Source organism: Phenylobacterium sp. (assembly GCF_030681155.1).
Taxonomy (GTDB): Bacteria; Pseudomonadota; Alphaproteobacteria; order Caulobacterales; family Caulobacteraceae; genus Phenylobacterium.
The window spans coordinates 36,019-49,415 of sequence record NZ_JAUXXE010000039.1 but is presented as its reverse complement, the minus strand read 5'-3'; the positions used below and the strand labels follow the sequence as shown (position 1 = coordinate 49,415).

General features: G+C 64.1%; 17 protein-coding genes and 3 tRNA genes. 17 read left to right on the top strand and 3 right to left on the bottom strand.

The window, feature by feature from the left end; all coding sequences use genetic code 11:
• Positions 1–8: 8 nt before the first annotated feature.
• The 8 genes from Q8M13_RS10210 to Q8M13_RS10175 all read left to right on the top strand — a co-directional run bounded on the left by Q8M13_RS10210 (position 9) and on the right by Q8M13_RS10175 (position 6,358).
• A complete protein-coding gene (locus tag Q8M13_RS10210; protein WP_305299851.1) occupies positions 9–281 on the top strand; it encodes an HU family DNA-binding protein in 273 nt (90 codons plus the stop codon).
• Between the two features lie 93 nt (positions 282–374).
• Positions 375–451: transfer RNA gene (locus Q8M13_RS10205), tRNA-Val, on the top strand.
• 71 nt (positions 452–522) lie between these two features.
• The gene (locus tag Q8M13_RS10200; RefSeq protein ID WP_305299850.1) at positions 523–1,431 is read left to right on the top strand and encodes an aldo/keto reductase; all 909 of its coding nucleotides are present in this window, start codon (positions 523–525) and stop codon (positions 1,429–1,431) included.
• A 9-nt stretch (positions 1,432–1,440) separates the two neighbouring features.
• Positions 1,441–1,905 (top strand): nucleoside deaminase, encoded by a 465-nt coding sequence (locus Q8M13_RS10195; RefSeq protein WP_305299849.1) that lies wholly within the window; start codon positions 1,441–1,443, stop codon positions 1,903–1,905.
• A 127-nt stretch (positions 1,906–2,032) separates the two neighbouring features.
• Complete coding sequence (locus Q8M13_RS10190) at positions 2,033–3,292, top strand: cytochrome P450 (protein ID WP_305299848.1); 1,260 nt, start codon at positions 2,033–2,035, stop codon at positions 3,290–3,292.
• 94 nt (positions 3,293–3,386) lie between these two features.
• Complete coding sequence (locus tag Q8M13_RS10185; protein ID WP_305299847.1) at positions 3,387–5,309, top strand: NAD(P)/FAD-dependent oxidoreductase; 1,923 nt, start codon at positions 3,387–3,389, stop codon at positions 5,307–5,309.
• 13 nt (positions 5,310–5,322) lie between these two features.
• Positions 5,323–5,733 carry a GFA family protein gene (locus Q8M13_RS10180; protein WP_305299846.1) on the top strand — a complete coding sequence of 137 codons (411 nt, stop codon included), beginning with the start codon at positions 5,323–5,325 and terminating at the stop codon, positions 5,731–5,733.
• A gap of 52 nt (positions 5,734–5,785) precedes the next feature.
• The gene (locus tag Q8M13_RS10175) at positions 5,786–6,358 is read left to right on the top strand and encodes an NADPH-dependent FMN reductase (RefSeq protein ID WP_305299845.1); all 573 of its coding nucleotides are present in this window, start codon (positions 5,786–5,788) and stop codon (positions 6,356–6,358) included.
• Here Q8M13_RS10175 and Q8M13_RS10170 read toward each other — a convergent pair.
• The gene (locus Q8M13_RS10170) at positions 6,355–6,975 is read right to left on the bottom strand and encodes a Pr6Pr family membrane protein (RefSeq protein ID WP_305299844.1); all 621 of its coding nucleotides are present in this window, start codon (positions 6,973–6,975) and stop codon (positions 6,355–6,357) included. The genes Q8M13_RS10175 and Q8M13_RS10170 overlap by 4 nt on opposite strands.
• A gap of 228 nt (positions 6,976–7,203) precedes the next feature.
• On the opposite strand from Q8M13_RS10170, the gene Q8M13_RS10165 reads away from it, so the two are divergent.
• On the top strand, positions 7,204–7,383 hold the full coding sequence (locus Q8M13_RS10165; RefSeq protein WP_305299843.1) for a hypothetical protein: 180 nt from the start codon (positions 7,204–7,206) through the stop codon (positions 7,381–7,383).
• Positions 7,380–7,523, top strand: coding sequence for a hypothetical protein (locus Q8M13_RS10160; RefSeq protein ID WP_305299842.1), 144 nt, complete (start codon positions 7,380–7,382; stop codon positions 7,521–7,523). Before Q8M13_RS10165 ends, Q8M13_RS10160 begins: the two co-directional genes overlap by 4 nt.
• Before the next feature lie 15 nt (positions 7,524–7,538).
• On the opposite strand, the gene Q8M13_RS10155 is transcribed toward Q8M13_RS10160, so the two are convergent.
• Together Q8M13_RS10155 and Q8M13_RS10150 are read right to left on the bottom strand one after the other, a co-directional pair.
• Positions 7,539–7,615, bottom strand: a tRNA-Asp gene (locus tag Q8M13_RS10155).
• A gap of 62 nt (positions 7,616–7,677) precedes the next feature.
• Positions 7,678–7,754 (bottom strand) — tRNA-Asp (locus Q8M13_RS10150).
• 451 nt (positions 7,755–8,205) lie between these two features.
• On the opposite strand from Q8M13_RS10150, the gene Q8M13_RS10145 reads away from it, so the two are divergent.
• Genes Q8M13_RS10145 through nuoF form a run of 7 tightly spaced genes read left to right on the top strand, consistent with a single transcriptional unit; the run spans position 8,206 to position 13,393 of the window.
• Positions 8,206–8,583: an NADH-quinone oxidoreductase subunit A gene (locus Q8M13_RS10145; protein ID WP_304806339.1), complete on the top strand. Its 378-nt coding sequence runs from the start codon at positions 8,206–8,208 to the stop codon at positions 8,581–8,583.
• Positions 8,553–9,134, top strand: a complete 582-nt coding sequence (locus tag Q8M13_RS10140) for an NADH-quinone oxidoreductase subunit B family protein (protein ID WP_304806340.1) — start codon at positions 8,553–8,555, stop codon at positions 9,132–9,134. Before Q8M13_RS10145 ends, Q8M13_RS10140 begins: the two co-directional genes overlap by 31 nt.
• Entirely contained in the window at positions 9,131–9,769 is a 639-nt protein-coding gene (locus Q8M13_RS10135; protein WP_305299841.1) for an NADH-quinone oxidoreductase subunit C, read from the top strand. The genes Q8M13_RS10140 and Q8M13_RS10135 overlap by 4 nt, the downstream gene beginning before the upstream one ends.
• Positions 9,769–10,983: an NADH-quinone oxidoreductase subunit D gene (locus Q8M13_RS10130; protein WP_305299840.1), complete on the top strand. Its 1,215-nt coding sequence runs from the start codon at positions 9,769–9,771 to the stop codon at positions 10,981–10,983. The genes Q8M13_RS10135 and Q8M13_RS10130 overlap by 1 nt, the downstream gene beginning before the upstream one ends.
• Positions 10,980–11,330, top strand: coding sequence for a nuclear transport factor 2 family protein (locus Q8M13_RS10125; protein ID WP_305299839.1), 351 nt, complete (start codon positions 10,980–10,982; stop codon positions 11,328–11,330). The genes Q8M13_RS10130 and Q8M13_RS10125 overlap by 4 nt, the downstream gene beginning before the upstream one ends.
• 7 nt (positions 11,331–11,337) lie before the next feature.
• A complete protein-coding gene (gene nuoE / locus Q8M13_RS10120; protein WP_305299838.1) occupies positions 11,338–12,021 on the top strand; it encodes an NADH-quinone oxidoreductase subunit NuoE in 684 nt (227 codons plus the stop codon).
• Positions 12,022–12,076: 55 nt separating this feature from the next.
• Complete coding sequence (gene nuoF / locus Q8M13_RS10115; RefSeq protein WP_305299837.1) at positions 12,077–13,393, top strand: NADH-quinone oxidoreductase subunit NuoF; 1,317 nt, start codon at positions 12,077–12,079, stop codon at positions 13,391–13,393.
• Positions 13,394–13,397 lie beyond the last annotated feature (4 nt).

Genomic DNA, 13,397 nt, shown 5'->3' with positions numbered 1-13,397 from the left:
GACAAACAATGACCAAGGCCGAACTCGTCACGGCGATTGCCGATAAGGCGGGCCTGAATAAGGCGCAGGCGAAGGACGCGCTGGAAGCGTTCATCGACAGCGTCACCGAGTCGCTGAAGGCGGGACAAGAAGTTCGACTCGTCGGTTTCGGCAGCTTCGTGCCTGTGAACCGCGCCGCTGGCACCGCGCGCAACCCGCGTACCGGCGAGACGGTTAGCCGTCCGGCTTCGAAGACCGCGCGTTTCCGCGTCGGCGAAGGCCTGAAGGGCTCTTTGAACTAAGGCTTGTGCAAGCGGTCTTAGCATTCAGGGCGGCTTCCGTACCCGGAGGTCGCCCTTTTCGCTATCTATAGGCGCGCCATTTTTGGCGCGATCGGGCGGCTAGCTCAGTTGGTCAGAGCACCTGGTTTACACCCAGGGGGTCGGGGGTTCGAGCCCCTCGCCGCCCACCATTCTTCGCCCACGCGTGGGCCCGGCTCGTAGGTTACGCTTAGGGCGGGCCTTGCCAAGAAGTGTCCCTCAAATGCGTTACCGACCGCTCGGCAAGACCGGCCTGATCGTCTCAGAGATCGGGCTCGGCTGCGCGAGTTGGTGGGGTCAGAAGGCGTTTGACGAGCGCCAAGCCGTGAAGCTGGTGCATGCGGCGCTGGACCATGGCGTCACGTTCTTCGACACCGGCGCCGCCTATTCGGGCGGGGCGGCCGAGCCGAGACTGGGCCGAGCGCTCAAAGGCCGGAACCTGGACAGGGTCGTGGTCGCCACCAAGGCCGGGACGCGGCATGACGGCCGCCGTGTGATCCGTGATTTTTCCCTTGAGGGCATCGAGGCGAGCGTCGAGCGCAGCCTGCGCAACCTTGGCCTTGAGACGCTGCCGCTTCTCCAGCTCCATGGACCGGCGGCGGCTGAACTCGATGACAAGATGCTGGCCATGTTGGGCGGTCTGAAGCGCCGCGGGCTAGTACAGGCGCTGGGCGTCAACAGCTTCGACCCGGCCCTGATCGAGCATGTGGTCGGCCTACCGGTCTTTGACGTGGTGATGGTGGACTACAATGTCCTACGCCCCGAACGCGCGCCGCTGATCGCCAGGGCGACGGGGCAGGGGAAGGGCGTACTGGCCGGGATGGCGCTGGCCATGGGGCACGCCAATCGCCAAGTCCTTCGCCTGCGCGCGCCGAGGGATGTCTGGTATGCGCTGCGGGCAATGAAGAACCATCGGGCCGATGTCGCCAGAGGTGCGCGGTTCGGGTTCTTGTCGCAGATCCCGGACATGACGGCGGCGCAGGCGGCGCTCGCCTATGTGCTGTCCGATCCGAATGTGTCGTGCGCCGTGGTGGGGACCACCAGGATGGCGCACTTGATCGAAAACCTGGACGCCTCAGGAATGACCCTGTCGCGGGAGGTGCTGGATCAGATAGCGCGGGCGCAAGGTTAGGAGGCGGCTATGGCGACTGAGGAGCACTTCCTGCGGCAAGCGATCGACCTGGCGCTCGCCAATGTACGCGACCACGACGGACGTCCCTTCGGCGCGCTGGTCGTGAAGGACGGCGAGGTGATCGCCACGGGGGTGAATGAGATCGGTGCGACGGGAGATCCGACGGCCCACGCCGAACTCTCCGCGATCCGCAAGGCCGCCCAGGTGCTGGGCGCCCCGCGGCTGGACGGGTGCGTCGTCTATGCGAGCGGGCAGCCATGCCCGATGTGCCTGTCGGCCATGTACCTGACTGGTGTGAGCGCCGTCAGGTTCGCCTACTCCAATGAAGATGGAGAGCCGTTCGGGCTTTCGACCGCGACGGTGTATGCCGAGCTCGCCAAGCCACTCGAAGATCAGGCGCTCGACGTGCGCCACCAACCCGTCGGCGCCGACCAAGAGTCTCCCTATGCGGCTTGGCGATTGCTTCGCCCTTGAGGCCGAACCGAACCTAGTTTGGATTTTTAAGGCGTTGTGACCGCGTCTCGTTTGGGATTTCATCGCCTGAACGACGCCGGTCACGGCCTCCCAGCCGAAAACCAGGCGCCGCACCAGGGAGGATCGAATGGCTGACGGCGCCATGAAGCTGGCCGACGAAGCGCGGGCTCGCGCCTACTCAATGCCGCTTGAGGAAATGCATCCGGGCGATCCGGAGCTGTTCCGAACCAACACCCACTGGCCCTATTTCGAACGCCTGCGGCGGGAGGACCCCGTCCACTACTGCGCCGACTCCGAGTTCGGGGCTTATTGGTCGGTCACCAAGTACAACGACATCATGGTGGTCGACACCAACCACGGGGTCTTCTCGTCGGAGGCCGCGCTCGGCGGCATCACCATTCGCGATGCGCGGCCGGACCTGCGCAGGCCAAGCTTCATCGCCATGGATCCTCCGCGCCATGACGTGCAGCGCAAGACGGTCAGCCCGATCGTCTCGCCGGCGAACCTGCACATGATGGAGCCGATCATCCGCGAGCGGGCGGCCAAGATCCTGGACGCCTTGCCGAGGGGCGAGACCTTCGACTGGGTTGACCGTGTGTCGATCGAACTGACAACCCAGATGCTGGCGACCCTGTTCGACTTCCCCTTCGAGGAGCGGCGCAAGCTCACCCGCTGGTCGGACGTAGCGACCTGCATCCCGATGCCGGGCGGGATCTGCGAGACAGAGGATGAGCGTCAGGCCGAACTCATGGAGTGCTTGGCCGAGTTCACAGAGCTCTGGAACCAGCGGGTCAATGAGCCGCCGCGCGGAGACCTGATCTCTATGTTGGCGCACGGCGAGGCTACGAGGAACATGACGCCCGACGAGTATCTCGGGAACATCATCCTGCTGATCGTCGGCGGCAATGACACCACCCGCAACTCGATGTCCGGCGGCCTCTACGCCCTCAATCAGAATCCCGAACAGTATGACAAGCTGCGCGCCGATCACTCGCTGATCACCTCGATGGTGCCCGAGATCATCCGCTGGCAAACGCCGCTCGCCCATATGCGCCGGACGGCGACCGAGGACTTCGAACTGGGCGGCAAGACCATCAAGAAGGGCGACAAGGTCGTCATGTGGTACGTCTCGGGCAACCGCGACGACGAGACGATCGCCGAGCCCGAGCGCTTCATCATCGATCGCGAGCGACCCCGTCAGCATCTCTCTTTCGGTTTTGGCATCCACCGTTGCGTCGGCAATCGGCTGGCGGAAATGCAGCTCCGCGTCGTCTGGGAGGAGATCCTCAAGCGGTTCGAGCGGATTGAGGTGGTGGAAGAGCCACGCCGGGTGCGGTCCAGTTTCGTGAAGGGCTACGAGACCCTGCCGGTTCGGATCGTCGCCTGAGCGGCAGGCGCCCTGACGCCAGGGCGCCCTTTTCCTCGCCCGCGAGAGGCGTAAGCTCCCTTGAAAGAACAATGATTATCCAGGGAGAAAGAGCATGGCGGTCGATTTGACCCCCCTCGATCAGGCTTTGGAGAGCGCCCATTTGCCGGCGTTGTCGGCGGCCCTGGTGCATCTGACGGGTGATATGACCTGGCTGCGGCCAGAGTGGCGGCCGACCTACATGCCGCTCTCGCGTGGCGAGACAGGCGTGTCCGAGGCCGAGCAGGCCAAGATGCGAGCGGCCGCCAAGATCGCGATCACCGACTATCTGACCGGCAAGCGGTCGATGGCGCCGATACCAGGGCCCGAAGCCGTCCGCCAGATGATGAGCTTCGTTGCCGGCGCGGACATTCCCGACGGCTATGGCGAGTTTCTCACCGATGAGCTTGCGCTCGATGGCCACAGTTCAAAAGACCCGCAATGGTCCTCGCCGCAGCTCAAGGCCGCGGCGCGGCGCCTGAACGTCTTGGTCGTCGGCGCCGGGATGTCCGGCATCCTCGCGGCCATCCGTTTGACCCAGGCCGGCGTGCCATTCGAGATCGTGGACAAGAACGCCGATGTGGGAGGCACCTGGCTGGAGAACACCTATCCGGGTTGCCGGGTGGATTCCTCCAATCACATGTACTCCTACAGCTTCGAGCCGAACCACTTTTGGCCCCAGCACTTCTCCACCCAGCCCGTGCTGCTGGACTACTTCCGCGGCGTCGCCGCTCGCCACGACGTCAAGAAGCACGTCCGGTTCGAAACCACGGTCGAGGAAATGGTCTGGGATGAACCGCGCGCGGTCTGGAAAGTGCGGCTGAAGACCCCGTCAGGGATCGAGCATGTCGAAGCCCAGGCGGTCATCACCGCTGTCGGCCAGCTCAACCGGCCCCGCTATCCCGACATCAAGGGGCGCGAACGGTTCGCGGGCGCGGCCTTCCATTCGGCCGAGTGGCGGCACGACGTCGATTTGACTGGCAAGCGGGTGGCCGTGATCGGCACGGGAGCCAGCGCCTTCCAGTTCGTGCCGGAGATCGCGAGAAAGGTCGGCAGCTTGACCGTGTTCCAGCGCACGCCGCCGTGGGGTTTCCCGGTGGCGCACTATCACGAGGACGTGCCGGCCGGGATGAACTGGCTGATGGAGCACGTGCCGTTCTACGACAAATGGTACCGCTTCTGGATGTTCTGGACCGTAACCGATGGGCTGTTGCCGATGGTTACCGCCGACCCCAATTGGACCGGACCGTCGACGGCGGTCAGCGAAATGAACTTCGGCTTCCGCGAGATGATCGCGCAGGCCATAGCCGCCCAGGCGCCAGATCGTCCCGACTTGATCGCCAAGGTGATCCCTACCTATCCGGTCGGCGGCAAGCGGTCCTTGCTGGACAACGGCGTGTGGATCGAGGCGCTGAAGCGCGAAAATGTCGAGCTGGTGACGGAGGGCATCTCCGAAATCACCCCGCAGGGCATCGTCACCGTCGATGGCGAGAGCCGCGAGTTCGACGTGATCATCTACGGCACCGGCTTCTACGCCTCGAAGTTCCTGTGGCCGATGAAGATCATTGGCCGCGACGGCGCGGACCTTCATGCCAGCTGGGATGGCGACGCTCGCGCCTACCTGGGCATGACGACGCCGGGCTTCCCCAACCTCTTCATGATCTACGGACCGAACACCAATATCGTGGTCAATGGCTCCATCATCTTCTTCTCCGAATGCAGCGTTCGCTACATCCTCGGATGCCTGAAATTGCTGGCCGAGACCGGGGCGGCGGCCATGGAGCCGAAGCAGGACGTTCATGACGCCTTCAACGCCAAGGTCGACGCGGGCAACAGCCTGATGGCCTGGGGCGCGCCGCAAGTGACCAGTTGGTACAAGAACGAGAAGGGCCGGGTGAGCCAGAACTGGCCCTTCGCCCTCGTGGACTATTGGCGCGCGACCTTGGCACCGGATCCGAAGGACTTCGTACTTACCAAAAGCGCCGAACTGGTCGGATAAGGGAAGGGACGACATGAGCGAGTTGCAAGGCGGCTGCGCCTGCGGATCTGTGCGCTACAAGATCACCCAGCCGCCCATGGCGGTCGGGGTCTGCCACTGCCGACAGTGTCAGTACAGTTCCGGCGGCGGGCCGAACTACGTCGCGCTCGCTCCGCGTACGGCCTTCGAACTCACCAAGGGCTACCCGAAGGGCTTCAAGAGTCCCGGCGGCAGCGGCTCGGACGTCGAGCGAGTGTTCTGCCCCGAGTGCGGTACGCCGCTCTATTCGGACCCATTGGCCATGCCGTTTCTGGCCGTGAAGGTCGGCAGCCTGGATGATCCGGGGGAGCCGTCGCCGGCCATGCACATCTGGACCGCCGAGGCGCCGCCCTGGCACCAGCTCACTCCGGGCCTTCCAGCGTTCCCACAGGGTCCGCCCGGCTAGCGGTCGGCGCTCAACAGGCTATAGCTGACCTCTGCACTCGATGAGGTCGACTATGTCCCTGAAGCTCAACGTCATCGTTTGCTCCACTCGCCCCGGCCGGGTCGGGCTTTCGATCGGCCGGTGGTTCGAGACCTATGCGAAGGCGCATGGCGGCTTCGAGGTCGAACTGGTCGATCTCGCCGACTTCGACTTGCCCGTCTACGACGAGCCGCACCACCCGCGGCTGCGGAAGTACGAGCACGAGCACACCAAGGCCTGGAGCGCGAGCGTCGAGAGCGGCGATGCGTTCGTCTTCGTGACCCCGGAATACAACTACGGCCCGCCGCCTTCGCTGGTGAACGCGATGAACTATCTGGTTCATGAGTGGGGCAACAAGGTCGCGGGCTTTGTCAGCTACGGCGGCGTTTCAGGCGGGCTGCGCGCGGTCCAGGCCGAGAAGCTGATGCTGACCAGCTTCAAGATCATGCCTTTGCCCGAGCAGGTGACGATCCCGATGTTCCCGCAACACCTGGACGCTGAGAAGACCTTCACGCCGAATGACCTGCATGAGACTTCGGCCAAGGCGATGCTGGACGAACTGGTGCGCTGGGGCGGCGCACTGAAGGCGATGCGCGCGGCGGGCTAGGCGCGCCGGCGCTTCAACAGGCGGTCGATGAGAACGAAGGCCAATCCCATCGCCAGGAAGAAGCCGCTCATCGCCGCCATGTTGGCCACCACCCGGGCCAATCCAAGGTTGGAAACGTCGAGGAACGGATAGGGATAGAAGCCCGAAAGCGGCCCACGGAAGATGCTGTAGAGACCGTAGACGAGCGGGAAGGTCAGCCACGGCAGCACCGAGCGCCAGCGCAGGGCGCCCTTCGGGGTGAACAGCAGCCAGTCGATGAGGAAGAGCGCGGGCGTCACATAGTGCAGGGTGGTGTCCGCCACCCATTGCAGGCCCTGCGGATTCCACAGGCCTTGCAGGATCACGATGTAGGTCGCCGCCGTCACCGATGTGTAGAGCACAACGGCGGTGCGTACCGAGGGCTTGGCGAAGAAGCGCCCAATGGGACCGCCCGGAGCGACCGCTGGGGCCGAAAGGGCGACAGCCGCCAGCAGATTGCTCAAGATGGTGAAGTAGCTGAGGAAGTTGATGGTGCGCGTGGCTAGCGCCTCGCCGCTCTGTCCTCGCACCATCAGGAAGTACTGCAGCAGCAAGCCGAACCACACGACGAGCGCGGCGACCGAGCGATAGGTTTTCATGGCAGCGCACCTCAAGCTGAGCAGTGATGCAGGATCGCCTCCCGGCTGGAATGGTCAAGCCCGGCGGAACCGTGGATGGTACAGGGAGTTGCGGCGAGGGGAGTAGCTGATGGCCGGGGACTCACGCTTCGCGATCTACGCGGCCGCCGCGGGGAATCTCGCCATCGCAGCCAGCAAGTTCGCCGCCTTCATGTTCACTGGCAGTTCGGCCATGCTGACTGAGCCCTGATGATCTTGGCCTTGGGCGGCGCGTTCTCGATCTCCGAGGGCTTTCTCAAGATCATTAACCCCGAGCCGTTGACCAAGCCGTGGATCAATTTCCTGATGCCGGGCGTGGCCATCGGTTTCGAGAGCGCCTGGTTCGCTGTGGCCTGGCGTGAGAGCCGCAGGAAATCCTCGCCGGGGTGACCATCGATTTCGACGACGATCTGCCCGGTGGCGAGATCGAGCGCGCGGCCCAGGATTTGAGCGAGAAGCTGCAACTGGAGCATCCCGAGATCGCGAGACTGTTCCTGCGGCCAGGAGAGGCTGCTACCAGGGCGTCTTGATTGTGAGGGGGAGGGTGGCGCGAATGACGGGACTCGAACCCGCGACCTCCGGCGTGACAGGCCGGCGCTCTAACCAACTGAGCTACATCCGCAGACCGGCTGTTCGCACCCCGGTTGGACCGGAACTTGAACCGCTGAGAAGCGAAAGAAGAAATGGCGCGAATGACGGGACTCGAACCCGCGACCTCCGGCGTGACAGGCCGGCGCTCTAACCAACTGAGCTACATCCGCGTGACGGCTACGTCGCCGCGAGGGGCGTCTGATATGACCCGACTTGAATCGTGTCAACGGCCATCTGCAAATGAAGGCGAGAGGGCCGTGCATAAGATCGCCAATTACACGGCGCGGGCGGAGTCCGGACCGGGTGGGGGCGGAGAGCCGGGCGTCAAACGGGTGACAAGGCGTTCTTCAGGTCTAATGCGAGGGCCAAATCGCCGCTAGGCACTCCAAAAGGCGCTTTCAGTTGAGAGTGATTATTACTAGCGCCTCTAGGTGCGAGTGAAGGTAATCGCGCGGCAAACGGGCGTTTTCCAAGGCGTGGAAAGGGCTTGAGCCTCACAGACGCGTCGAAATTTTCACCCGATGCTATTTATGTGGCGCTGCGATACCAACGGTCGCACCACGCCGTTTGAACCCTGCGCAATGGTGGTCTAGAAGGGCGCGCGACTCCTTCGAGGATTCCATGAACGCCTTTCTTTTGCAGTATCTGCCCATCGTGATCTTCCTGGGGATCGCGGCCGTTTTGGGGCTCGCCTTCCTCGTGGCGTCAGCGACGCTTGCGCCGTCGGCTCCCGATCCGGAAAAAATGTCGACCTATGAGTGCGGCTTCAACGCGTTCGATGACGCGCGGATGAAGTTCGACGTCAGGTTCTATCTGGTGTCGATCCTCTTCATCATCTTCGACCTTGAAGTGGCCTTCCTGTTCCCCTGGGCCGTGGCGCTTATGAAGCTGCCGCAGGACGTGGCCCAGTTCGCCTTCTGGTCGATGATGTCCTTCCTGGGCATTCTGACTGTCGGCTTCATCTACGAGTGGAAGAAAGGCGCCCTGGAATGGGAGTGATCGTTCCCGCGGGTTCGGCCGGCCGTACGACGGTCGAGGGCTACGACCCCAAAGTCCACGACCCGTTCTTCGACGGCGTGTCGAGCGAATTGGCCGACAAGGGCTTCATCACTGCGGCCGCTGACGACCTGATCACCTGGGCGCGCACCGGCTCGCTCATGTGGATGACGTTTGGCCTGGCCTGCTGCGCCGTGGAAATGATGCAGGCCTCGATGCCGCGTTATGACCTGGAGCGCTACGGCTTCGCGCCGCGCGCCTCACCGCGCCAGTCGGACGTGATGATCGTCGCCGGCACGCTGTGCAACAAGATGGCCCCGGCTCTGCGCAAGGTCTACGATCAGATGCCGGAGCCGCGCTACGTCATCTCGATGGGCTCGTGCGCCAATGGCGGCGGCTACTACTATTTCAGCTATTCCGTCGTGCGCGGCTGTGACCGGATCGTTCCGGTCGATATCTATGTGCCCGGTTGCCCGCCCACGGCTGAGGCCCTGGTCTACGGCGTTCTGCAGTTGCAGAAAAAGATCCGCCGGACGGGGACGATCGAGCGATGAGTTGGCCCGTCACCGAGGACGCCCTGCAGGCGCTGGGCAACGAGATCGTCACCTCCGCGGCCGGCGCTGTCGCCGGCTATGATGTGGCCTATGGCGAACTGACCCTCACGGCTCCGGCCAACCGGATCGTGCAGGCGTTGACCCAATTGCGCGATCAGTTCGGTTTCGAGCAACTGATCGACCTTTGCGGGGTCGACTATCCGGACCGCATCCAGCGGTTCGACGTGGTCTACCACCTGCTGTCGCTGACCAAGAATTACCGCTGCCGCCTGAAGATCCAGACCGACGAAGACACGCCGGTTCCGACCATCACGGGCGTCTATCCGTGCGCCGATTGGTTCGAGCGCGAGGCGTTCGACATGTACGGGATCTTCTTCGAAGGCCATCCCGACCTGCGCCGGATCCTGACCGACTACGGCTTCCACGGCCATCCGCTGCGCAAGGACTTCCCGATGACGGGCTATGTCGAGCTGCGCTACGACGATGAGCTGAAGCGCGTCGTCTACGAACCGGTCAAGGCCGTCGAATATCGAAACTGGGACTTCCTCTCGCCGTGGGAAGGCGCCGACTACGTGCTGCCTGGCGATGAGAAGGTGGCCGGGGCCGGCGCGCCCCAAGCGGGAGGCACGAAGTGATGGCTGACGACGCTTCGACACCCGTGACCATTCAGGAAACCCCGGTCCGCAAGTTCAACATCAATTTCGGCCCGCAGCACCCCGCGGCCCACGGCGTTCTGCGCCTGGTCCTGGAGCTGGACGGCGAAGTCGTGGAGCGGGTCGATCCGCACATCGGCTTGCTGCATCGCGGCACCGAAAAGCTGATGGAGTACCGGACCTACCTCCAGAACATTCCGTACTTCGACCGTCTCGACTACGTGGCGCCGATGAACCAGGAGCATGCGTTCTGCCTGGCCATCGAGAAGCTGCTGGACCTTGAGGTTCCGATCCGCGGCTCGATCATCCGGGTGATGTTCTCGGAAATCGGCCGGGTCCTGAACCACCTGCTCAACGTGACGACCCAGGCGATGGACGTCGGCGCGCTCACCCCGCCGCTGTGGGGCTTCGAAGAGCGCGAAAAGCTGATGGTGTTCTATGAGCGCGCTTGCGGCGCTCGCCTGCACGCCAACTACTTCCGTCCCGGCGGCGTCCACCAGGATCTGCCCGAGGCGCTGGTCAACGACATCGGCGACTGGGCCGACGCCTTCGCGCGTCCGATCGGCGACATCGACAAGCTGATCACCGGCAACCGCATCTTCAAGCAACGCAACGTCGACATCGGCGTGGTGACGAAGCAAGAGGCGATCACCTGGGGCTTCTCCGGGGTGATGGTGCGTGGCTCGGGGATCGCCTGGGACCTGCGCCGCAACCAGCCCTACGAGTGCTACGACGACTTCGAATTCGATATCCCGCTGGGCGTGAACGGCGACTGCTATGACCGCTATCTCTGCCGCATGCAGGAGATGCGCGAGTCCGTGCGGATCATCCAGCAATGCGTCGCGCGGCTGAAGAAGACCCCCGGTCCCGTGATGACCGAGGACAACAAGTTCGCCCCCCCGCGTCGTGGTGAGATGAAGCGTTCGATGGAAGCGCTGATCCACCACTTCAAGCTCTACACCGAAGGCTTCCGCACGCCGCCGGGCGAGGTCTATTCCTGCGTCGAAGCCCCCAAGGGCGAGTTCGGCGTGTTCCTGGTGTCGGACGGCACCAACAAACCCTATCGCTGCAAGATCCGCGCGCCGGGCTATCCGCACCTGATGGCCATGGATTGGATCAATCGCGGCCACATGCTGGCCGACGTCTCGGCGATCCTCGGGTCGCTGGACATCGTGTTCGGGGAGATCGACCGTTGAGCGCGCCTGCCTGCATCAGCCCGTTCGACGTGGCCGAGGCCCAACTCGAGGCCTACAACGCCCAGGATCTTGACGGTCACTGCGCCTGCTTCGCCGACAACATCGTGGTCGCCGATTTGAACGGCGCGGTGACGATCAGCGGCATCGCCGCCTATCGCGCCAAGTACGAGCAGGTTTTCGCGGACTTTCCGCAGAACCATGCGGAGTTGCTGAACCGCATCGTGGTCGGGAACAACGTCATCGACCACGAGCGGGTCAAGCGTTCGCCTGACGCCGACCCCTTCGAGGTCGCCGCCATCTACACCATCGCCGACGCCAAGATCGTCCGCGTCGACTTCGTGAAGTGAGGATCGCTTGAGCGTTCGCCGCCTCTCCCCGAACCAGCCCGCGAGCTTCAGCTTCTCGAAAGAGAGCCTGGAGCAGGCGCAGTGGTGGATTTCGAAATACCCGGCCGGCAAGCAGCAGTCGGCGGTGATCCCGATCCTGTGGCTGGTCCAGAAGCAGGAAGGCTGGGTCTCCGAGCCCGCCATCCGCGCTGTCGCCGAGATGCTCGGCATGGCCCAGATCCGGGTGCTGGAGGTCGCGACCTTCTACACCATGTTCATGCTGGAGCCGGTCGGCACCCATGCGCTGGTCCAGGTCTGCGGCACCACGCCGTGCGCCCTGCGCGGCGCGAACGAGTTGCTGGCCCACTGCAAGAAGCGGCTGGGTCCGAAGGATCATCGCTCGGCCGACGGAAAGTTCTACTGGCAGGAAGTCGAGTGCCTGGGCGCGTGTTCGAACGCGCCGATGGCGATGATCAACGACTATTACTACGAAGACCTGACGGTCGAGAGCTTCGACAAGCTGCTCGACGAGTTCGCCGCAGGCCGCACGCCGGCGCCTGGCTCGGTCACTGGCCGTCAAGGTTCGGCGCCCGAAGGCGGGCCGCTCGTCCTTATCGATCCGTCGCTGTATGACGGCAGCCGCGCCAAGCCCATCAAGTCACTCCCGAACGCGCCCAAGCCTACCAAGGGCGCCACGGAGCCGGCGGCGTGAGCAGCATGATTTTCGTCGCGGGCGTTCGCCCTGCGCAAAAGGGAGTGTAGGGGCCTTGGTCGGCATCCTCGAAGACAAGGACCGCATCTTCACGAACCTCTACGGCGTCCATGATTGGGGCCTAGAGGGCGCGAAGGCGCGCGGCTGCTGGAACGGCACCCGCGAAATGCTGAAGCAGACCCCTGAGTGGATCTGCGATCAGATCAAGGAATCGGGCCTGCGCGGACGCGGCGGCGGCGGTTTCCCCACGGGTCTGAAGTGGACCTTCATGCCGAAGGCCGAAAGCGAGCGACCGCACTTCCTGGTCGTCAACGCCGACGAGTCCGAGCCGGGGGCCTGTAAAGACCGCGAGATCATCCGCAACGATCCGCATCTGCTGATCGAGGGATGCCTGGTGGCCAGCTACGCCATCCGCGCCCACACGGCCTACATCTACATCCGCGGCGAATACGTGCATGAGCGCGAGCGCCTGGAAGCGGCGATCAAGCAGGCCTACGAGGCCAAGCTGATCGGCAAGGGCAACGTCCACGGTTGGGACTTCGACCTCCACGTCACCCACGGTGGCGGGGCCTATATCTGCGGCGACGAAACCGCGCTGATGGAAAGCCTGGAAGGCAAGAAGGGCCAACCGCGCCTGAAGCCGCCGTTCCCGGCCGGCGCCGGCATCTACGGCGCGCCGACCACCATCAACAACGTCGAGTCGATCTCGGTCGTCGGCACTATCCTGCGCCGCGGCGCGGACTGGTTCGCCGGCTTTGGCCGTCCCAAGAACTCGGGCATCAAGCTGATGGCGGCCTCGGGCCACATCAACAAGCCCTGCGTGGTCGAAGAGGCCATGTCGATCCCGATGCGCCAGGTGATCGAAGACCACTTCGGGGGCGTGCGCGGCGGTTGGGGCAATCTGAAGGCCGTTATCCCGGGCGGGATCTCGATGCGCATGATCCCGGCCGAAGAGGCCGAGGTCGCGCTGATGGACTTCGACGACCTGGCCGGTCGCCGGTCGGGCCTGGGCACCGCCACCATGATCGTGATGGACAAGGACGCCGATCTCGTCCGGGCCATCGCGCGCGCTTCGTACTTCTACAAGCACGAGAGTTGCGGCCAGTGCACGCCGTGCCGTGAAGGCACCGGTTGGATGTGGCGGGTGATGGAGCGCATGGCCACGGGCGAGGCCGAGATGAAGGAGATCGATCTCCTGCTCGACGTCGCCAGCCAGGTCGAAGGGCACACCATCTGCGGTCTGGGCGACGCTGCGGCGTGGCCGATCCAGGGCCTGTTCCGCCACTTCCGCCACGAGGTCGAAGAGCGGATCACCAACTACCGTATCGGCAAGCCGCACGTGCAGGGCGCGACCCTGGCGGCGGCGGAGTAACGGC

Bases quoted from the DNA above. Each gene is read 5' to 3' on its own strand.
- Q8M13_RS10210 (WP_305299851.1), top strand. From the start codon at position 9: ATGACCAAGGCCGAACTCGTCACGGCGATTGCCGATAAGGCGGGCCTG.
- Q8M13_RS10200 (WP_305299850.1), top strand. From the start codon at position 523: ATGCGTTACCGACCGCTCGGCAAGACCGGCCTGATCGTCTCAGAGATC.
- Q8M13_RS10195 (WP_305299849.1), top strand. From the start codon at position 1,441: ATGGCGACTGAGGAGCACTTCCTGCGGCAAGCGATCGACCTGGCGCTC.
- Q8M13_RS10190 (WP_305299848.1), top strand. From the start codon at position 2,033: ATGGCTGACGGCGCCATGAAGCTGGCCGACGAAGCGCGGGCTCGCGCC.
- Q8M13_RS10185 (WP_305299847.1), top strand. From the start codon at position 3,387: ATGGCGGTCGATTTGACCCCCCTCGATCAGGCTTTGGAGAGCGCCCAT.
- Q8M13_RS10180 (WP_305299846.1), top strand. From the start codon at position 5,323: ATGAGCGAGTTGCAAGGCGGCTGCGCCTGCGGATCTGTGCGCTACAAG.
- Q8M13_RS10175 (WP_305299845.1), top strand. From the start codon at position 5,786: ATGTCCCTGAAGCTCAACGTCATCGTTTGCTCCACTCGCCCCGGCCGG.
- Q8M13_RS10170 (WP_305299844.1), bottom strand. From the start codon at position 6,975: ATGAAAACCTATCGCTCGGTCGCCGCGCTCGTCGTGTGGTTCGGCTTG.
- Q8M13_RS10165 (WP_305299843.1), top strand. From the start codon at position 7,204: ATGATCTTGGCCTTGGGCGGCGCGTTCTCGATCTCCGAGGGCTTTCTC.
- Q8M13_RS10145 (WP_304806339.1), top strand. From the start codon at position 8,206: ATGAACGCCTTTCTTTTGCAGTATCTGCCCATCGTGATCTTCCTGGGG.
- Q8M13_RS10135 (WP_305299841.1), top strand. From the start codon at position 9,131: ATGAGTTGGCCCGTCACCGAGGACGCCCTGCAGGCGCTGGGCAACGAG.
- Q8M13_RS10130 (WP_305299840.1), top strand. From the start codon at position 9,769: ATGGCTGACGACGCTTCGACACCCGTGACCATTCAGGAAACCCCGGTC.